Below are 19,244 nucleotides of genomic sequence, written 5' to 3'. Positions count from 1 at the left end.
GATGGTCGCCGTCGCCCGGCCCCATGCGGAAGTCCGCGCGATGCGGCGGGACGACCTGCCCGGCATTGCGGCACTGGAAGGTGCTTCCTACGACTTCCCGTGGAGCGAAGGCATCTTCAGCGACTGCCTGAAAGCGGGGCATCCGTGCTGGGTGCTGTGGGTGGAAGGTGAGATGGCCGGCTACGGCGTGCTGTCCGTGGCTGCCGGCGAAGCGCATGTACTCAATCTCTGTATCGGGCAGGCCTATCGCGGGCTGGGCCTGGGGCGGCATTTGCTGAAGCGTCTGCTGGATGTGGCGCGCTGGAATGGTGCGCAGCGGGTGTTTCTGGAGGTGCGGCCTTCCAATCCGGTGGCGCAGGCGCTTTATCAGTCGGCGGGGTTTGCGGAGATTGGGCGGCGGCCTAATTACTATCCGGCCAGGCAGGGTAGGGAGGATGCGATTGTGATGGCGTTGGAGTTGGTGGCGCCTTAGCGCTTTCCTGTCTTTCCCTTTGGGAGAGTGCAGGGGTTAGGGTTCGGCGTTGCGATACCGTCTCTACTTCGTCATTCCGGCGTAGGCCGGAATCCAGTGGCGTTGTCGCTCGGTTGTCGCGTTGTCTCACACTGATCCGCCTGCGGCGGGGTTTCGTCTCGCTGCCGCGAGCCGAGTTACTTTTCTCTGCTTGCCCAGAGAAAAGTAACCAAAAGAGAGGGCACCCCTCTTACGCGCCCTCCGGCTTCGCCTGCGGGTCCGTGAGGCTTGGCCGGGCTTTTCGACACGACATCCATGTCGTGTCGAAAAGGCGCAGGCGTCCTGCCTGCGCCCCCTTCGGGGCCTGATCGTCCAACCCTCACCGCTCCACAGGGGACCCGGATACGGGCTCGCTTCGCATCGCCTTTCAAAGAAAAAGAAAGAGCAGCTCCCTCTCCCCTCTGGGGAGAGGGTTGGGGAGAGGGGCGGGTGCTCGGGATATCGTTGCTATGGACGGGCTGATGTGCGCAAACACATCAACCCGCCATCCACTTAACCCAGCTTCTGCGCCTGCTCTCGCAGTGCATTGAGCTGCACGCCCCAGTCGGTGATGCGCTGGCGTTCCTGCGCGACGACTTCAGCGGGGGCATTGGCGACGAAGTTGGCGTTGCCGAGTTTGCCTTCGCACTTTTTGATTTCGCCTTCGATACGGCCGATCTCTTTGGCGAGACGTGTTTTCTCTGCGCTGAGGTCGATCAGGCCGGCCAGCGGAATCAGCACGCGCATGGAGCCGACGACGGCGGCGGCAGCGGCGGGTTCATCGGCGCCGGAGGCGATCCATTGCGGTGCTTCGACGCGGGCGAGGAAGCTGATCTGCGCAGCGAATTTGGCGGCGCGCGAGCGGTCGGTGGCGTCGCCATCGGCAAGCAGCAGCGGGATGGTTTTGCCGGGGGCGATGTTCATTTCCGCGCGGATGCGGCGGATGCCGCTCAGCACGTTCTTGAACCACTCGATTTCGGCCGTGGCGGCTTCGTCGGTGGGGATCTCGTCGGCCTTCGGCCACGGACGCTGCAGGATGCCTTCGGCCTTGATGCCGAGTTTCGGCGCAACCGGCTGCCAGATTTCTTCGGTGATGAAGGGCACGATGGGGTGCAGTGTGCGCAACACGGTTTCGAGCACGACCAGCAAGGTGTGGCGGGTCGATGCGGCGGCGACGGCATCATCGCCATTCAACGCAGGCTTCGACAGTTCGAGGAACCAGTCGCAGAACTCGTTCCAGGTGAACTCGTACAGCGCCTGCGCGAGCAGGTCGAAGCGATAGGTGACGAAATGCTGCTCCACCTCCACCAGTGTCTGCTTGAGGTGAGTGAGGATCCAGCGTTCCGCTTCGGTTGCTGGCGCAGCGGGAGCAGGTGGCAGCTCGCCTTCGGGCAAGTTCATCAGCACGAAGCGCGCCGCGTTCCACAGCTTGTTGCAGAACGCCTTGTAGCCTTCGGCACGCTTGATGTCGAAGTTGATGGTGCGGCTATAGCTCGCGAGCGCGGCGAAGGTGAAGCGCAGCGCGTCGGTACCGATGGCGGGGATGCCAACCGGATAGTCCTTGCGGATGCGTTTTTCGACTTTCTCGCGCACCTGCGGAATCAGCAGCGACTTGGTGGACTTCTCCACCAGCGGCTCCAGTTCGATCCCGTCGATGAGGTCCAGCGGGTCCAGGGTATTGCCCTTGGACTTGGACATCTTCTGGCCTTCCGCATCGCGCACGATGGCGTTGATGTAGACCTCGCGGAACGGCACCTTGCCGGTGAAGTACTTGGTCGCCATCACCATGCGCGCGACCCAGAAGAAGATGATGTCGAAGCCGGTGACCAGCACGGCGCTGGGCAGGAAGATCTTGTCGGTTTCCCAGTTGGCGACGATCTCGCCGCGCTCGTTCTTCACCGGGCCGTTGGCCGGCCAGCCGAGCGTGGAGAACGGCCACAGCGCCGAGCTGAACCAGGTGTCGAGCACGTCGTCATCCTGCTTCAGCGCGCCGACCGGCGCGATGGTGGCGTGCTTGCGCGCATCGGCTTCGTCGTCGCCGACGAAGATGTTGCCGGCCTCGTCGTACCACGCCGGAATGCGATGGCCCCACCACAGCTGGCGGCTGATGCACCAGTCCTGGATGTTGTCGAGCCATTGCGTGTAGGTGGTACTCCAGTTTTCCGGCACGAACTTGACCTCGCCCGAGCGCACAGCGTCGAGCGCGGGTTCGGTGATGGCTTTGCGGCCACCGGGGCGGCCATCCTTTTGGACGTCCGAAGTCAGATCGATGAACCACTGGTCGGTCAGCATCGGCTCGATCACCGCATCCGAGCGCTGGCTCACCGGCACCTGCAGTTTGTGCGGCTTGGTTTCGACCAGCAGGCCTTGCGCTTCGAGATCGGCGAGCACCACTTTGCGCGCCTCGTAGCGGTCCATGCCCTGGTACTTCGCCGGCGCGTTGCCGTTGACCTTGGCCTCAAGCGTGAAGATCTCGATCGGCGTCAGGCCATGGCGCTGGCCGATGGCGTAGTCGTTGAAGTCGTGCGCAGGCGTGATCTTCACGCAGCCGGTGCCGAAATCCTTGTCGACGTAGTCGTCGGCGATCACCGGAATCTGGCGGTTGCTCAGCGGCAGCGTGAGCATCTTGCCGATCAGGTGCTGGTAGCGCTCGTCGTCGGGATGCACGGCGACGGCGACGTCGCCCAGCATGGTTTCCGGACGCGTGGTGGCGACCACCACGCTTTCATCGCTGCCGGTGACCGGATAGCGGATCGACCACATGTGGCCATCGCGCTCGACGTTGTTCACTTCGAGATCGGAGACGGCCGTACCCAGCACCGGATCCCAGTTCACCAGGCGATTGCCGCGATAGATCAGGCCGGCGCGGTACCACTCCACAAACACCTTGCGCACCGCGAGCGAGAGACCCTCGTCCATGGTGAAGCGCTCGCGCGACCAGTCGGCGGCGACGCCGAGGCGGCGCATCTGGTTGGTGATGGTGGAGCCGGATTCCTCCTTCCACTGCCACACGCGCTCGACGAAGGCTTCGCGGCCCAGGTCGTGACGGGTCTGGCCGGCGGCGGCGAGCTGGTTCTCCACGATCTTCTGCGTGGCGATGCCGGCGTGGTCGGTGCCCACCTGCCACAGCGTGTTCATACCGCGCATGCGCTGGTAACGGATCAGCATATCCATCACGGTCTGCTGGAACGCGTGGCCCATGTGCAGGGTGCCAGTGACGTTCGGCGGCGGCAGCAGGATGCAGTAAGGCTCGCCATGCCCCGACGGCTGAAAGTCGCCGCTGGCTTCCCAGCGCGCATACCACTTCGACTCGATCTGTTGGGGCTCGAAACTCTTGTCCATCGGGGGCTCGTCATTGCGCGCCATGAATCGGGCGCGGGTGGGCATTCAAAGAGGTCGATTGTACGGGGCGGGACCGAAGGCTGCCAAAAAGCCGGTCGGCCGGGCCTGGACGGGAAAGAGGGGGGCGGGAGGCCTCAAATGCATCTGTGAGACGGCTACGCCCTCAGCCGGCCGGGCGTGCTGCCGTCTGGGCGGGCACGCGCAGGCCTTGTCCAGCGAGCATCCTAGTCGGGCGTCACCCACTCGCCGCCCCAGCTCGCAGGGTCGACGTCCTCGATGCTTTCGGAGAAGGTCCAGACGTGCCCGCCGGGATCGACGGCCGAATACTGTCGCTCGCCATAGGGATGGCTCACCGCCGGTCCGAGGACTCTGGCGCCTGCGGCCTGGGCTTGCGCGAAATGCGCATCGGCGTCGGTGATGCGGACCATCACCGAATACGTCGGCGGCGCGGAATGCTCGGGGCCGGCGTTGGTGACCACGATGGCGCCGTCACCGCAGAGCAGCTGGATGCGGTGATCGCCGATGCGCAGTCGTTCGCGGAAGCCGAAGGCTTTGCACAGCCATTCGGCCGCCTGCGCTACATCAGCGTAGCCAAGGACCGGGATGATCGTACTTGCAGGTATGGAGCGGTTGTGGCGCATGGTCATACCTCGATAGCGTGAACAGGCCCTAGGGCAGCAGTTCGATCCCGAAGCGTTTCATCAGCAGGGCGAACAAACCAAAACAGAGCACCGTGATGATGACGCAGGCAAGCAGCGTCGGCCAGAAACCGATGCGTGGCAGCAACACCGGAAAAGCGAGGAACATCGGCAGCGTCGGTACCACGTACCAGAACGTGTACCACGCATGATTGGCGATTTTCTCCTGCGGCTGACGTTCCACGTACAGCCAGATCAACGCCAGCACGGTGACCATCGGCAGCGCGGCGATAAAGCCGCCGAGTTTGTCGCTGCGCTTGGCCGCTTCGGACACGATCACCACGACGGCGGCGGTCAGCAGGTATTTGGTGACCATCCACGCCATGGCGGTCGCTCTCAGTTTCCGCGCAGAGTGCGCCCGTAGGCGTGCACTTCGTCCACCAGCACCTTCACGTGTTCCGGATCGACCTCCGGCGTGATGCCGTGGCCGAGGTTGAAAACGTGGCCGGGATGGTCACCGTAGCTGTCCAGCACCGCACGCGCTTCGCGGCGGATGGTGTCGGGGTTGGAGCGCAGCACGGCGGGATCGAGGTTGCCTTGCAGGGCGACACGGCCGGCGACGGCCTTGCGAGCATCGGCGAGGTCGATGGTCCAGTCCACGCCGAGGCCCGCGCAGCCGGTGTCGGCCATGCTGGCGAGATGCTGGCCGGCGCCTTTGGAGAACAGGATCACTGGCAGTTCGCCGGCGTGCGGATCGGCTTTCAGCGCGGCGACGACCTGAGTCATGTAGCGCAGGGAAAACTCATGGAATGCCGCCGGGCCCAGCAGCCCACCCCAGGTGTCGAACACCATCAGCGCCTGGGCGCCGGCGGCGGCCTGGGCGATGAGGTAGGCGGTCACGGACTGCGCCAGCGTGTCGAGCAATTGGTGGGCGAGTTTTGGCGCGTTCCAGCACATGGCCTTCAGCGTGGCGAAATCGCGCGAGCCCTGGCCTTCCACCATGTAGCAGGCCAGCGTCCACGGGCTGCCGGAGAAGCCGATCAACGGCACGCGGCCGTGCAGCTCCTGGCGGATCAGGCGCACCGCGTCCATCACGTAACGCAGCTCGTCTTCCATATCGGGCACGCCGAGCTTGTCGATATCGGCCTGGTTGCGTACCGGATGCGCGAACTGCGGGCCCTCGCCATGGGCGAAGCTGAGGCCGAGGCCCATGGCGTCTGGGATGGTGAGGATGTCGGAGAACAGGATGGCGGCGTCGAGGTCGAAGCGTTCCAGCGGCTGCAGCGTGACTTCGCAAGCCAGTTCCGGATTCTGCGCCAGCGCCATGAAGCTGCCAGCGCGCGCGCGGGTGGCGCGGTACTCCGGCAGATAGCGGCCCGCCTGGCGCATGACCCAGATCGGGGTGGTATCGGTCGGCTCCCGGCGCAGCGCGCGCAGGAAGCGGTCGTTCTTCAAAACGTCACTCATCTCAACGTCCGTAAGGGCCTTCCAGGCCTTGGCTGAACATCACGCGGAAGCCGCGCTTGATCTGGGCATCGCGCGCTTTCTCGAAGGCGGCGATGGCATCGTCGCGCTCCAGGAACTGCTCGCGCTTGAGCGTGGCCTTGCCGCCCTGCACGCCGGATTCGCGATACAGCGTCCAGCCGCCGAGCAGGTCCTGCTCCAGCACGATCTGGACGTAGCGGGGCGCTTCGCTGGTGGCGGGGGCGGTTTGCAGGTAGAGGCGCATGGAAGCCAGTGTGATAGGTGCGGCACGGCGTGCCGCAGGCCATGCATTCTAGGAGGCCGGGCTGTTTGTAGCGAGTGTGGGGATGCCGCAGGCGGCTGGGCCTCTCCTGTCAGGCGGAGTGAAGACCTGGGAGCCGATAGTTATAGAGGGCGATGGTCGCCCAGATTAGTGCCAGTACGAATAAGCCCATTCCTGCGATCCGGTCGGAGTGCTCGTCCAGCTTCGATCCTCGCGGATATCGGCCCAGCGTGAAGAACAGCAACGCAGCACGCCCCAATTGGAACAGCACGACGTCCCAGAATATGCCGCGCAGTACGTATCTGACGGCATCGCTCGCATAGCTGAGAAGTTCATGCATCAGGTGCTCCCGTGCCGGCGATGATCAGGTTGTCAAGGCATCCTTGATCGTTGCGAGAACAGCTTCGTCGCTTACGCCGCCAATAATTTCTGCTTTACCGATGCCCTGCCACAAAATCAGTCGCAAGGTGCCCGCGGTGTTCTTCTTGTCCAGCCGCATCAAGGCCAGGAGCTGCTCCGGGTCCATGCCCGGCGGAATCGCCGTGGGCAGGCCCAGTGTGGTCAGCAGCCGGTGGAGGCGCGTGGTATCGGCCGCCTGGCTCATGCCCAGCCGTTCCGACAATTGCGCCGCCAGCACCATGCCCACCGCCACGCCTTCGCCATGCAACAAGGTGGTGTATTTGCCGGCCGTTTCCAGCGCGTGGCCGAAGGTATGGCCAAGGTTGAGGAGGGCGCGTTCTCCCTGCTCGGTTTCATCGCGGGCGACCACGCCGGCCTTGTAGCGCACCTTGCGCGCGATGGCTTCGATCAAGGGGGCTTTCTCGCGCGCGGCGAGCGCCTCGGCGTTTTGTTCCAGCCACTCGAAGAAGGGCAGGTCGCCGATAGCCGCGCCTTTCACCACTTCGGCCAGGCCGGCGCGGTATTCGCGGTCGGGCAAGCTTGCGAGGGTATCGATATCGGCCACTACCGCACGCGGTTGATGGAAGGCGCCGACCAGGTTCTTGCCCGCCGGCAGGTTCACGCCGGTCTTGCCGCCGACGGAGGAATCGACCATCGCCAACAAGGTGGTCGGCATCTGGATGAAGTCGATGCCGCGCATCCAGCACGCCGCGCTGAAGCCCGCGAGATCGCCTACTACGCCGCCGCCCAGTGCGATCACACAGGCATCGCGTGTGGCACCCAGCAAGGCAAGTGCGTCGAGCGCGAGGCCGACGTTGGCGAAGGTCTTGTGCGCTTCGCCATCGTCGAGCAGGAACGACGACCAGCGCAGGCCATCCAGCCCTTTCGCCACGCGGTCCAAATACAGCGGCGCCACGGTGGTGTTGCTGATCACCAGTACATGCTTGCCGCGCAGGGCACTGCGCCAGCGGGCGTGATCGTCGAGCAACCCCTGGCCGATCCAGACGGGGTAGCTGCGTTCGCCGAGGGCGACGTCGATATGGCGGAAGTTTGAGGTGTCAGTCATGGTCATGCGGCGTGTTGGCGCTGCCAGTGCGCATCGATCAGGGCGATGCTGTGTTCGCTGGCCTCGTGGATGAGTTCGTATTCGCCGGGAATGATCAGGTCGGCGATGTCTTGGTAGATCGGTGTGCGCGCGAGCGCCATGGCCTCCAGCTTGGCGCGGCGATCCTCGCCGGCCAGCAGCGGACGGCTGCGGTCGCGCGCAAGGCGGTCGAGCTGCTGCTCCACCGTGGCCTGCAGCCACAGCACATAACCGCGCTCCATCAACCGATGTCGGTTAGCTGGATCAAGCACCGCGCCGGCACCGGTGGCAAGCACCACCCCCTGGCGCCCGCTGCATTCTTCCAGCAGCGCGCTTTCGCGGCGGCGGAACCCGGCCTCGCCCTCCAGTTCGAACACCGTGCTCACGCTGGCTCCGCAATGCTGTTCGATTTCCTGGTCGAGATCGACAAAAGGCAGCCCATAATGCGCGGCAAGGCGTCGACCGATCGACGTCTTGCCGGCGCCGGTCGGGCCGACGATGAACAGGTTGCACGAAGGATTCATATGCCGACTTTAACAGCAGGGCCGACATGACCGAACGGGTATTGCTCGCGGGATGTGGCGATCTGGGTCAGCGCGTGGCGGAGCGTTTGTTGGCGCGTGGCGATGAAGTGTGGGCCTTGCGAAGGCACCCACCCGGCGATGAAGGCCGCGGTATCCACTGGCTGGCTGGCGACCTGACCCAGCCAGCAACGCTGCGTGATCTGCCGCTCGGGATCACGCAGCTCGTGTACTCACCGACACCCGATGCGCGCGACGAAACCGCCTATCGCGCGGTGTTCGGCGATGGGCTGCGGCATCTGATGGAAGCCGCCCACGGTGATGCATTGAAGCGAGTGTTGTTCGTCTCCTCCAGCGCCGTCTACGGCGAACACGGCGATGCCTGGGTCGACGAAGACACACCAACCGATCCACCGGGCTTCAACGGTCGGGTATTGCTCGACGCGGAGCGCTGGCTCCATGAGCAAACAGTGCCATCCACATCGCTGCGACTTGCCGGCCTATACGGCCCCGGCCGTCTCCAACTGATCGACCGCTTGCGCGCCGGTCTAGCACATGCGCCACGCACCACGCCGCATTGGTCCAACCGCATCCATATCGACGATGCCGCATCGGCCATCGCATACCTGTTGGCGCAGACAAAGCTGCAATCGCTATACATCGGCGTCGACGACACACCCTTGCCGATGCATGTTCTCTACGACCACCTAGCCATGCTTGCCGGTGCACCACCACCCACCGAAGGCCCAGCTCCCGCAGGCATCGGCAGCAAGCGCCTGAGCAACGCGCGCCTTCGGGCCAGCGGCTTCAAATGGCACTGGCCCGATGCGCGCGATGGTTACGCTGCACTGCTGTAACAACCTGGCTGCACTGCGAGGCAAAGCGTTGGGCGCATGCGAAGGCCGGAGCCGAAGAAAATCATCCCGACGTTTGACACTGGAAAAGGCGGAGCTACGGAGCCCACCGCCTGCTCTGAGGCCATTTCTCTTTGGTTACTTTCTCTTTGGGCCAGCAAAGAGAAAGTAACTCGGGCGCCGGCAGGCGTCCGAAATGCCCGCTGCATAAGCGGCCAAGGCACGCAGACGCGACAACCGAGCGATAACGCCACTGGATGACCAGCTTCGCTGTTGTGAAGCGCCTCCGGCCTACGCCGGAATGACGAAGTAGAAACGACGTCGTGAGAACGAACCCTCTCCCGAGAGGAGAGGGTGCAGTGCGCACCACGACTAGCGACAGATGCCACCACCTCCCCGCTATGGGACGATCCCGCCACCCAACCCAAGGAGCCCATCATGCCCACCCGCATCCAGCCCGCCTTCGTCAGCACCAGCAACGAAATCCCCGGCTACCGCATCATCCGCCCGCTGGGCATCGTGCGTGGCATCACCGTGCGTTCGCGCAGTGTGATCGGCAATCTCGGCGCAGCGTTGCAGACCCTGGTGGGCGGCAATATCTCGATCTATACCGAACTGTGCGAGAAGGCGCGCGAGGAGGCCTTCGAACTGATGCTCCAGCACGCCGCCGAGCATGGTGCCAACGCGGTGATCGCGATGCGCTATGACGCCAACGACGTAGCCGAAGGTGTGACCGAAGTGCTTGCCTATGGCACCGCAGTGCTGGTGGAGCCGGCGGGCTGAATCTCTTGACGCCGCCTTGACGTTGCCGCGCTGCGGCTTGCCGCCGGCACCTCCGCGCAACAGACTGGCCGTTCGGGGGAGCGTCGCCGCGCCGCATGCGCGGCTTGCCGGAGGTCATGCCATGTCGGTAGCCAAGATCATCGAGATCAGTTCCTCGTCCACCAAAGGTCTGGAGGACGCCGTGAAGGAAGGGTTGAAGAAGACGGCCAAGACGGTGAAGCACATCAAAGGTGCGTGGGTGAACGACATCAAGGTGCTCACCGACGACAAGGGCGCCGTGACCGAATGGCGCGTCAATATGCGCATCAACTTCGTCATCGAGTAGCGGCGGGCATCGAGGCGTCGTGCCGGTGCCCGCCAGGCCGGCACGGTGCATCACGGACTCTGTAGGAGCCCACCCCCGGATCGGGTCCGGGGCAGGCTCTGTGGGCGACCCCATATGGCCATCACGCTCCGTAGGTTTTTCGCGCACAGGGTGCGCTCCTACGGGGGCGTTCTAGAAATGGCTGAGGCCGGTGACGTGGCGTTGCGTGTCGTATTCCACGCAACTGTCCGCCAACGCGGGCAGCGTGGCGAGGGCGTGCCGGCTTAGGCGTTCGTAATGAGCGAGAAACCGCACCATCGCCTCGGCATCCATCGCCAGCGGTGCGTGCTTCGCGAGCAACGCTTCTTCCTGTTGGCTGCGCCACTGGCGGATCACGTCCCAGTTCGGTGCCTGCAGCACGATCAAGGCATCGAGCTTGCGCCATAGTGGCTGATAGGCGCGCAACTGCTTGTTGACCCAGTGGCGCCAGATGCCGTCGGGATCTTCGGTGCGCTCAAGGTCGTTGACCGGCTCTTCCAGTGCGGCCTGCAATTGCGGACGGATACCCAGCGCCCAGCCTTCCAGAATCACCAGCTTCGGCGGCCGTGCGACCTTGGGCCAGCGCGAGGGCGGCACGCGCGTATCGCGGCCCTTGTCGAAACGCGGATACGGTACCGGCAGTTTTTCGGATGCCTGGGGCAGGGCGGCCAGCACCGACATCAGCAGTTCGATTTCATGGGTGCCGGGCACGCCGCGGGTGCGCAACAGCGGGTGAATCTGGTGGGCCAGCACGTCACGTTCGCTGCGGCTGTAATAGAAATCATCCAGCGATAGCACTTCGGTCGGCCAGCCGCGTGCCTCGGCCTGGGCCTTCATTTCCCGCGCCAGGGTGCTCTTGCCGCTGCCCTGCAGTCCGGACAAGCCGAGCAGGTAGGGGCGCTTGGAGCGGGCGATGCGCCCTGCGTACTGATCGAGCAAGTGGCCCGCCAGGGTCGAATTCTGCGTGCTAGCATCGTTAACCATCCGTGCATGATGGCGCGCGGCGGCCACGATTCAAGACCTATGCTGAAACCTGAGATCCTCGACACCTTCCTGCAACTGCTGGACGACGCCCGTGCAGGCGGCGATCCCGATCCCACCGCCATGAGCCTCTCCACCGTCGACAGCGCCGGCCGGGTGAGCTCTCGCATCGTGTTGTTGAAGGGGGCCGACGAGCGCGGCTTCCGCTTCTACACCAACTACCAGAGCGACAAAGCCACGCAAGTGGAGGCGCATGCCCAGGTGGCGCTGTGCTTCCACTGGAAAACCTTGCGCGAAGGCGTGCAGGTGCGAGTGGAAGGCGTGGCGCGCAAGCTTCGGGACGAAGAGTCCGATGCCTACTTCGCCAGTCGTCCGCGCCTGAGCCAGATTGGCGCCTGGGCCTCGCTGCAATCCCAGACCCTGCCGGACCGCGAGACCTTCGAGCAGCGCGTGGCGCGCTACGAACACGAATTTGAAGGCCGCGACGTCACGCGCCCGCCACATTGGGGCGGTTATGTGGTGGAGCCGGACATGGTGGAGTTCTGGTACGGCGCCGAGTTCCGCCTGCATGAGCGGATGCGCTGGAGCCGCCACGGCCAGACCTGGACCAGCCGGATGCTCTACCCCTGAGGAAGCCAGGGACCCTCTGGTCTATTCCACGCAGGCGTCACCGTTGCTGTTTGCCAGCAGATCGCTGTTGCGCTGGCGACGGCAGACTGGACGTCTGTCTAGACAGCGCGGCGGTGAGCTGCGCGCAAACAGCAACGGCCCCTACCTTTTATTTATAGATGCCGGGGTGATATCCAGAAAGCGCGCGGCGGGCGCCGCGCGGCTGGACCTGACGGCCAGTCAGGCGCTGCGCCACGCGGCGCCCGCCGCGCGCTTTCTGGATATCATGCCGCCTACGCGGAATAGACCAGAGGGTCCCTAGCCATGAGCCGAGCCACGCCTGCCCAGCATGTCGCGCAAACTGGCTTTACCGTGCATACGCGCGGTCGCGGCTTCAGCGAGATCAGCGACAAGGTGGGCGAGATCGTCTCGGCCAGCGGCGTGCAGACCGGTATCGCCCAGGTGTTCACTGCGCACACCAGTTGCTCGCTGCTGATCAGCGAGAACGCCGATCCCGCGGTGCGCGCGGATCTGGAGCGCTGGCTCACCCGCGCCGTGCCCGATGGCGACAGCATCTTCCAGCACGATGCCGAAGGGCCGGACGACATGCCGGCCCACGTGCGCTCCATCCTCACCGGCGTCAGCCTCACCGTGCCGGTGCACGGCGGCAAATTGCAGCTCGGTACGTGGCAGGGGCTTTATCTGTGGGAGCACCGCATTGACCCTCACCAGCGCAAGGTCACCGTGACGGTGCTGGGGCACTGAAGGCGAGTCGAGAACAGATAGAAGTGAGAAAAGAGCGGCGGAGCGCGCCATACTCGTTACTTACTCCTCTCCACTCGTTTCTCGCGTAATGGCCGATCACTTCCCGCAACGCATCGTCTGCCTCACCGAAGAGCCCACCGAAGTGCTGTACGCGCTCGGTGAGGAGCACCGCATCGTCGGCATCTCCGGCTTCACGGTGCGGCCAGCGCGAGCGCGCAAGGAGAAGCCGAAGGTCTCGGCCTTCACCAGCGCCAAGATCGACGACATCCTGAAACTGGAACCCGATCTGGTCATCGGCTTCTCGGACATCCAGGCCGACATTGCGCGCGAGCTGATCAAGGCCGGGGTAGAGGTGTGGATCAGTAACCATCGCAGCGTGGATGGCATCCTCGCCTACATCCGCCGGCTTGGCGCCATGGTCGGCGTAGCGGAGAAGGCCGAGGCGTATGCGCGCAAGGCCGAGCAGCATATCGAAGCGATCCACGCCGCGGCGGCAGAGCTGCCGCAACGTCCCAAGGTGTATTTCGAGGAATGGGACGAGCCGCTGATCACCGGTATCCGCTGGGTGGCGGAGCTGGTACGCATCGCCGGCGGCGATGACGTGTTTCCACACCAGGCCGGCGAGTCATTGGCCAAGCACCGTATCCTCGAAGACACTGGAGAGGTGGTGCGGCAGGCGCCCGACATCATCTTCGGTTCCTGGTGCGGTAAGCGCTTCCGCCCGGAGCGGGTCGCGGCGCGGCCGGGTTGGGAAGCGATTCCCGCCGTGCGCAACGGCGACCTTTACGAGATCAAGTCGCCCCTCATCCTGCAGCCCGGTCCGGCGGCGTTGTTCGACGGGCTCGATGCCATCCATGGACACATTGCTGCCTGGGCCGCGCGGCAGGCGTAGGAGCGCACCCTGTGCGCGAAAGCCCTGCGTTAGCAGGGCGCCTTCGAAGAACGCGGCCCATGGGGCCGTTTCACTCGGGCCATCCACGGCCCTCGCCCTTAGGGCGGCTTCGCCGTGCAAACGGACTGTCCTGTCGGTTTGTCGCGCACAGGGTGCGCTCCTACAGAGAGTCTGTCTTCAGCGGTGAGGTAAGCAGGGCGCGGTGATGCGTGCGATCTGCGCGCTTTCGGCAGCGGAAGGGCTGAAGCTCGCGCTCAATGGCTGGCCACCGGACTTCGGATTGTCCTGGGTCCATTGAAGCGTCGCGCCATTCTTGCCCAGGGCCTGTGCTGCGCTTGCCGCGGTTCCGGTCCGGGCCGCGAGGCTGGAAAGACCGAACACGAAGGACAGCGGTGCATCGGCCACTTCACTGGTGTACCAGCCACCGACTTTGGCCACGGGGAGTTGTCGGTCTCCCATGCGCAAATGCGCCGATGCGCGTTGCGCGGCTGGCGCGCCGGGGCCCTCATAGGCATCGAGATCGAAGTCAGCCAGCCGCTCGCCGGGCAGCCACAGTTGCAAGGTGAGTGCGCCGCCATTGCCCTGCGTGCAGATCAGTTTGAGCTGCGCCGGACGGTCGCCTTGCCCCGTGTGGATCGTGCCCTGCAGCGTTACTTGTGGCGGGTCGATGGGCGCGGCGGACAGCATGATCGGGAAGGCGAGCAGGGCAAGGAACAGTCGAATAGGCATCGCCATTTTCCTTTCCCCCGACTCAGCCGCCCAATGCCATCGTGGTGCCCAGGTTGGCCAGTGGCGCGACTAGCAGGATGCGTGCGAGCACCAGCGCGATCATCACCACCCACGGCGAGAAATCCAGCATCCCCACCACCAGCTTGCCGCGCAGCGGACGCAGCAGGGGATTCACCAGGCTGCCGATCAGGCGCAATACCGGATGCTGGCGATCGGTCTGGAACAGACTCATCAGTGACCACACAAAGATCAGCACCAGATAGAACACCAGCACGAAGTCGATCAGGTCGGCCAGCGAAAGCAGCAGCAAGCCGCCGATGCCGGGCGCGATCCCAAGCAGCGCAAACTGCAACCCGCGCTTGATCAGCATCAGCAGCCACGCTACCAGCAGCGCTGCCAGATTGATCCGTCGCCAGTTGGGCAACAGCTTCCTGATCGGCGCCAGTACCGGATTCGTATAGCGGTAGACGAACTGGCTGAGCGGATTGTTGAAGTCGACGCGGCAAGCCTCGGCCAATAGACGCAGCACGAACAGCGTCGCCACGGCATCGAAGAGCAGGTCGATCAGGAATGAGAAAGCGTCGAGCAAGTAAGTCACGAGGCGTTATCCAGAGCGGCGGCCATGTCGACGCCGCGTTGAGTGGCCGCGGCAACGGCGCGGGAGACGATGCGCGGCAGGCCGTCGGCGGCAAAGCTTTCCAGCGCCGCCTGTGTGGTGCCGTTGGGCGAGGTGACGCGCCGGCGCAGTTCACCGGGATCCTCACCGCTTTCCGTCAGCATGCGACCGGCACCCAGGCAGGTCTGCGCGGCCAGCGCGCGCGCCGTCTCGCGTGGCATGCCTTGCGCCACGGCGGCATCCTCCAGCGCCTCCACCACGGCAAAGAAGTACGCCGGCCCCGAACCGGAGACCGCCGTCACCGTATCCATCAAGGCTTCATCGTTGATCCACTGCGTCAGTCCCACCGCATCCAGGATGTGCTGCGCTTGCGCCCGTTGCGGAGGACTCACGCGCGCATTCGCATACAGGCCCGTAGCGCCGGCGCCGATCAAGGCAGGGGTGTTGGGCATGCAGCGCACGATCGGCAGCAACCCACCGAACCAGCGCTCCAGCTGATCCACGCGCACACCCGCGGCAATCGAAATCAACATCGGGCGATTGCGCTGCAAGGTATCGCGCAACTCACCCTGCAACGCCGGCATGATCTGCGGCTTCACCGCCAACACCAGCACCTGCGCTTCCGCTGCCGCCAGCCGGCTCTCCGCGAAACAAGCCACCCCGAAATCCCGCCCCAGCTCCTGCCGCGCCTCCGCGCGCGGCTCCGCCACCGTCATGGCGGACGCCGAGATACCGGTCTTCAACAAGCCGCCGATCAAACTGCGCGCCATATTGCCGCCACCGATAAAAGCGATACGTGTCATGCGGGTTCCTCGCGAAATCAGATCCATACCTTACCGGAGAGGGAGGTGAAGGCGGAGCAGAGGGTGGGGCTGGGGCGCTTTCTCAAGTACTCACCCCACCCCAACCCTCCCCTACGAGCAGGGGAGGGAGCAAGAGCGAGGCGCGGCAATCAAGTGGTGAACAACAGCATCCCGAGGTCTGACACTGGACAAGGCGGAGCTACGAAGCCCACCGCCTGCTCTTGGGCCATTTCTCTTTGATTACTTTCTCTTGACTCCGGGCATCCATGCCCTCCGCCCTTCGGGCCAGCTGCGCTGTTCGCACCCGCTCCTGCGGGTGCGTGGGCCAGCAAAGAGAAAGTGACCCGGACCGCGGCAGCGGTTCGGAAGCCCGCGGCAGGCGAGCCAGGGCACGCAGCCGTTAAAACCGAAGCGCACCACTACTGGATGACCAGCTTCGCTGTTGTGAAGCGCCTCCGGCCTACGCCGGTATGACGAAATAGGCGGGTGAATCGCAAGGGCCGAGCCCGCACCCCCGGCCCGGCTCTCCCACAGGGACTGCCTTCGAGTCGCCAGAGGGAGAGGGGAAAAAAGCGCACGCCGTGCGCACCCCCACACTTCTGCAACCCCGTCATCACTTTCAGCGATACCCCAGACGAAAGACTGGTCCCGCCGCCCTCGCCGCGAGTAGTATCGGCGCGCTGCAAGGGGAATCGGGGTTTTTCACTGTTCGGGCCGCATCCGGGCGCTGCATAGCGCCGTCTGCGCCCACCCTCACCGAAGCGGCGACCGCACCGTGCCATTCTGATGATCGGTTGAAGGGGAACCTGATGGATATCGCCGAACTGCTTGCCTTCTCGGTGAAGAACAAAGCCTCGGACTTGCACCTGTCCGCGGGCTTGCCGCCGATGATCCGCGTGGACGGCGACGTGCGCCGCATCAACATCCCCGCGCTGGAGCACAAGCAGGTCCATTCGCTGATCTACGACATCATGTCGGACAAGCAGCGCCGCGACTATGAAGAATTCCTCGAGGTCGACTTCTCGTTCGAGATTCCCGGCCTCGCCCGTTTCCGCGTCAACGCGTTCAACCAGAACCGTGGCGCCGGCGCGGTGTTCCGTACCATTCCGTCCGAAGTACTGACGCTGGAAGACCTGGGCGCGCCGCGCATCTTCCGCGAGCTGATCGAACAGCCGCAGGGCCTGATCCTGGTCACCGGCCCTACCGGTTCAGGCAAGTCGACCACGCTGGCGGCGATGGTCGATCACATCAACAAGAACGAATATGGTCACCTCCTCACCATCGAGGACCCGATCGAATTCGTGCATACCTCGCAGAAGTGCCTGGTCAACCAGCGCGAAGTGCATCGCGACACCCACGGCTTCAACGAGGCCTTGCGTTCCGCGCTGCGTGAAGATCCGGACTTCATCCTGGTGGGTGAGTTGCGCGACCTGGAAACCATTCGCCTGGCGCTGACCGCCGCGGAAACCGGCCACTTGGTCTTCGGCACCCTGCATACCAGTTCGGCCGCCAAGACCATCGACCGTATCATCGACGTGTTCCCCTCGGGTGAGAAACCGATGGTGCGCTCGATGTTGTCCGAATCGCTGCGCGCGGTGATTTCGCAGTCGCTGCTGAAGAAGGTGGGCGGCGGCCGTATGGCCGCGCACGAGATCATGGTCGGTATCCCGGCGATCCGTAACCTGATCCGCGAGGACAAGGTGGCGCAGATGTATTCGTCGATCCAGACCGGTCAGCAGTACGGTATGCAGACGCTCGACCAGAACCTGCAGGATCTGGTGAAGCGTGGCCTGGTAACCCGCCAGCAGGCGGCGAGCTACGCCAAGAACAAGGACGTCTTCAAATAAGCGGTGGTTGTTCGTGTTGAATCCAGAGGGTCGGTGCCATGAGTGATTTCGATTTCACCTCGTTCCTGAAACTGATGGTGCACAAGAAGGCATCGGACCTGTTCATCACGGCCGGTGTCGCGCCTTCGATGAAGGTGCAGGGACGCATCGTGCCAATCACGCAGAGCCCGCTCTCCGCGCAGCAGTCGCGCGACATGGTACTCAACGTGATGACGCCCTCGCAGCGCGAGGAGTTCGAGAAAACCCACGAATGCCAGTTCGCCATTTCGGCGCAGGGCGTGGGCCGCTTCCGTGTGTCGTGCTTCTACCAGCGCAACTGCGTGGGCATGGTGCTGCGCCGGATTGAGTCGAAGATTCCGACCATCGAAGAGCTGAGCCTGCCGCCGGTGATCAAGCAGCTGGCGATGACCAAGCGCGGCATCATCATCTTCGTCGGCGGTACCGGTACCGGTAAGTCCACTTCGCTGGCATCGATGATCGGCTATCGCAACGCCAACTCGACCGGCCACATCATCACCATCGAAGACCCGATCGAATACGTGCACAAGCACGAAGGCTGCATCATCACCCAGCGCGAACTCGGCATCGACACCGACAGCTGGGAGAACGCGCTGAAGAACACGCTGCGCCAGGCGCCCGACGTGATCATGATCGGCGAGGTGCGTACGCGCGAGACGATGGAACACGCCATCAACTTCTCCGAAACCGGTCACCTGTGCTTGTGCACGCTGCATGCGAACAACGCCAACCAGGCAATGGACCGCATTCTGCATTTCTTCCCCGAAGATCGTCGCCAACAGCTGTTCATGGACTTGTCGCTGAACCTCAAGGGCGTGGTCGCCCAGCAGCTCATTCCCACGCCGGATGGCAAGGCGCGTCGTGTGGCGGTCGAGGTGTTGCTGGGTACGCCGCTGGTGCAGGACTACATCCGCCAGGGCGAGATCCACAAGCTCAAGGAAGTGATGAAGGAATCCACCAACCTCGGCATGAAAACTTTCGACCAGAGTCTGGTCGAGCTCTATCACGCTGGCGAGATCTCGTACGAAGACGCACTGCGCCACGCCGACAGCTCCAACGAAGTGCGCCTGCGCATCAAGCTGGCGCAGGGCGGCGACGCGCACACGCTATCGCAGGGCCTGGATGGCGTGGAGCTGGAAGAGACCCGCGACTCGCAGAATTTCGGCGGCGGTCTGCTGCAGCGCTGATCGGGCCGGTTTTCCTGGACGAAAGAAAGGAGCCCGCAGGCTCCTTTCTTTTTGGGTGAAGCGATGACAGTGCTTACTTCACAGCATCGCTGACGATAACGCCGCCGGTATCGACGCTTTTCACGCCTTTCACGGCCTTGGCGACCTGTTCGATCTTGGCTTTTTCCATGGCGCTATTGGCGGTGCCGGTGACGCTCACGGCGCCGTCGGTCGTGGTGACGGAAAGGTCATTACTCTTGATGCCCTTGGTGGTGGCCAGCTCGGATTTCACTTTGGTGGTGATCCAGGCATCGGCGGCCTTGCCGGGCACGGTCTGCTGTTCCGCTGCGGATTTCTGCATAGCGCCGGCGTCCTGCGCCGCGAGCTGCGCGAATGGCATGGCGGCGAGGCACATGGCCAGGCCGGCGGCGAGGGTCTTGCGGGTGAGGGTGGTGATTCGCATGGCACTCTCCTGAAGTGTGGGGACGCTGTCCGGAGAGACAGTCGGGCGCGGCGGCGATGCCGCATCCAGGGTGCATACCAACACTTCGCTGATGAATCCCGTTTGGCTGCAGGGTGATGCCGTTCAGTGCGCGATCGCGATTGCGCAGGAGGCG

At 64.1% G+C, this 19,244-nt stretch carries 21 protein-coding genes and 1 pseudogene; 9 read left to right on the top strand and 13 right to left on the bottom strand.

The window, feature by feature from the left end:
- Position 1 precedes the first annotated feature (1 nt).
- Entirely contained in the window at positions 2-472 is a 471-nt protein-coding gene (gene rimI / locus ISS97_RS13705) for a ribosomal protein S18-alanine N-acetyltransferase (protein ID WP_379985861.1), read from the top strand.
- 531 nt (positions 473-1,003) lie between these two features.
- Here rimI and ISS97_RS13700 read toward each other — a convergent pair.
- The 8 genes and pseudogenes from ISS97_RS13700 to ISS97_RS13665 all read right to left on the bottom strand — a co-directional run.
- Positions 1,004-3,832, bottom strand: a complete 2,829-nt coding sequence (locus ISS97_RS13700; RefSeq protein ID WP_379985881.1) for a valine--tRNA ligase — start codon at positions 3,830-3,832, stop codon at positions 1,004-1,006.
- Positions 3,833-4,056: 224 nt separating this feature from the next.
- Positions 4,057-4,473, bottom strand: coding sequence for a VOC family protein (locus ISS97_RS13695; RefSeq protein WP_379985862.1), 417 nt, complete (start codon positions 4,471-4,473; stop codon positions 4,057-4,059).
- Between the two features lie 28 nt (positions 4,474-4,501).
- Positions 4,502-4,855 (bottom strand): DUF3147 family protein, encoded by a 354-nt coding sequence (locus ISS97_RS13690; protein ID WP_379985863.1) that lies wholly within the window; start codon positions 4,853-4,855, stop codon positions 4,502-4,504.
- 11 nt (positions 4,856-4,866) lie between these two features.
- Positions 4,867-5,937 carry a uroporphyrinogen decarboxylase gene (gene hemE / locus ISS97_RS13685; protein WP_379985864.1) on the bottom strand — a complete coding sequence of 357 codons (1,071 nt, stop codon included), beginning with the start codon at positions 5,935-5,937 and terminating at the stop codon, positions 4,867-4,869.
- A gap of 1 nt (position 5,938) precedes the next feature.
- Positions 5,939-6,199: a hypothetical protein gene (locus tag ISS97_RS13680; RefSeq protein ID WP_379985865.1), complete on the bottom strand. Its 261-nt coding sequence runs from the start codon at positions 6,197-6,199 to the stop codon at positions 5,939-5,941.
- A 109-nt stretch (positions 6,200-6,308) separates the two neighbouring features.
- Complete coding sequence (locus ISS97_RS13675; protein ID WP_379985866.1) at positions 6,309-6,557, bottom strand: hypothetical protein; 249 nt, start codon at positions 6,555-6,557, stop codon at positions 6,309-6,311.
- A 24-nt stretch (positions 6,558-6,581) separates the two neighbouring features.
- Complete coding sequence (gene aroB / locus ISS97_RS13670) at positions 6,582-7,682, bottom strand: 3-dehydroquinate synthase (RefSeq protein ID WP_379985867.1); 1,101 nt, start codon at positions 7,680-7,682, stop codon at positions 6,582-6,584.
- Positions 7,683-7,753: 71 nt separating this feature from the next.
- Positions 7,754-8,224 (bottom strand): annotated as a pseudogene (locus tag ISS97_RS13665) (shikimate kinase); the annotation flags it as partial.
- 26 nt (positions 8,225-8,250) lie between these two features.
- Between ISS97_RS13665 and ISS97_RS13660 the strand changes: the two are divergent.
- From ISS97_RS13660 to ISS97_RS13650, 3 genes are all read left to right on the top strand, one after another.
- Positions 8,251-9,078 (top strand): SDR family oxidoreductase, encoded by an 828-nt coding sequence (locus tag ISS97_RS13660; protein WP_379985868.1) that lies wholly within the window; start codon positions 8,251-8,253, stop codon positions 9,076-9,078.
- A 435-nt stretch (positions 9,079-9,513) separates the two neighbouring features.
- Complete coding sequence (locus ISS97_RS13655) at positions 9,514-9,858, top strand: YbjQ family protein (RefSeq protein ID WP_379985869.1); 345 nt, start codon at positions 9,514-9,516, stop codon at positions 9,856-9,858.
- Between the two features lie 121 nt (positions 9,859-9,979).
- Complete coding sequence (locus ISS97_RS13650) at positions 9,980-10,183, top strand: dodecin family protein (protein ID WP_379985870.1); 204 nt, start codon at positions 9,980-9,982, stop codon at positions 10,181-10,183.
- A 171-nt stretch (positions 10,184-10,354) separates the two neighbouring features.
- Here the strand turns inward: ISS97_RS13650 and ISS97_RS13645 are convergent, their stop codons facing one another.
- The gene (locus ISS97_RS13645; RefSeq protein WP_379985871.1) at positions 10,355-11,185 is read right to left on the bottom strand and encodes a kinase; all 831 of its coding nucleotides are present in this window, start codon (positions 11,183-11,185) and stop codon (positions 10,355-10,357) included.
- Positions 11,186-11,224: 39 nt separating this feature from the next.
- Here ISS97_RS13645 and pdxH point away from each other — a divergent pair, with 39 nt between their 5' ends.
- From pdxH to ISS97_RS13630, 3 genes are all read left to right on the top strand, one after another.
- Positions 11,225-11,812 (top strand): pyridoxamine 5'-phosphate oxidase, encoded by a 588-nt coding sequence (pdxH, locus tag ISS97_RS13640; RefSeq protein ID WP_379985872.1) that lies wholly within the window; start codon positions 11,225-11,227, stop codon positions 11,810-11,812.
- 303 nt (positions 11,813-12,115) lie between these two features.
- The gene (locus ISS97_RS13635) at positions 12,116-12,556 is read left to right on the top strand and encodes a secondary thiamine-phosphate synthase enzyme YjbQ (protein WP_379984047.1); all 441 of its coding nucleotides are present in this window, start codon (positions 12,116-12,118) and stop codon (positions 12,554-12,556) included.
- An 88-nt stretch (positions 12,557-12,644) separates the two neighbouring features.
- Complete coding sequence (locus ISS97_RS13630) at positions 12,645-13,448, top strand: cobalamin-binding protein (protein WP_379984046.1); 804 nt, start codon at positions 12,645-12,647, stop codon at positions 13,446-13,448.
- Positions 13,449-13,625: 177 nt separating this feature from the next.
- On the opposite strand, the gene ISS97_RS13625 is transcribed toward ISS97_RS13630, so the two are convergent.
- Genes ISS97_RS13625 through proC form a run of 3 tightly spaced genes read right to left on the bottom strand, consistent with a single transcriptional unit; the run spans position 13,626 to position 15,596 of the window.
- The gene (locus ISS97_RS13625) at positions 13,626-14,177 is read right to left on the bottom strand and encodes a hypothetical protein (protein ID WP_379984045.1); all 552 of its coding nucleotides are present in this window, start codon (positions 14,175-14,177) and stop codon (positions 13,626-13,628) included.
- Positions 14,178-14,199: 22 nt separating this feature from the next.
- Complete coding sequence (locus tag ISS97_RS13620; protein WP_379984044.1) at positions 14,200-14,775, bottom strand: YggT family protein; 576 nt, start codon at positions 14,773-14,775, stop codon at positions 14,200-14,202.
- Entirely contained in the window at positions 14,772-15,596 is an 825-nt protein-coding gene (gene proC / locus ISS97_RS13615; protein WP_379984043.1) for a pyrroline-5-carboxylate reductase, read from the bottom strand. Before proC ends, ISS97_RS13620 begins: the two co-directional genes overlap by 4 nt.
- Positions 15,597-16,405: 809 nt before the next feature.
- Between proC and ISS97_RS13610 the strand changes: the two genes are divergently transcribed.
- Together ISS97_RS13610 and ISS97_RS13605 are read left to right on the top strand one after the other, a co-directional pair.
- Complete coding sequence (locus tag ISS97_RS13610) at positions 16,406-17,443, top strand: type IV pilus twitching motility protein PilT (protein WP_090450856.1); 1,038 nt, start codon at positions 16,406-16,408, stop codon at positions 17,441-17,443.
- 38 nt (positions 17,444-17,481) lie between these two features.
- A complete protein-coding gene (locus ISS97_RS13605; RefSeq protein ID WP_090450855.1) occupies positions 17,482-18,648 on the top strand; it encodes a PilT/PilU family type 4a pilus ATPase in 1,167 nt (388 codons plus the stop codon).
- A gap of 73 nt (positions 18,649-18,721) precedes the next feature.
- Here ISS97_RS13605 and ISS97_RS13600 read toward each other — a convergent pair whose 3' ends face one another.
- Positions 18,722-19,090 carry a BON domain-containing protein gene (locus ISS97_RS13600; protein WP_379984042.1) on the bottom strand — a complete coding sequence of 123 codons (369 nt, stop codon included), beginning with the start codon at positions 19,088-19,090 and terminating at the stop codon, positions 18,722-18,724.
- Positions 19,091-19,244 lie beyond the last annotated feature (154 nt).

It is taken from the genome of Dyella koreensis (assembly GCF_044904565.1).
GTDB classification, from domain to species: Bacteria; Pseudomonadota; Gammaproteobacteria; order Xanthomonadales; family Rhodanobacteraceae; genus Dyella_D; species Dyella_D koreensis.
The sequence above is the reverse complement of the archived record's forward strand: the minus strand, read 5'-3'. Positions and strand labels throughout refer to the sequence as shown.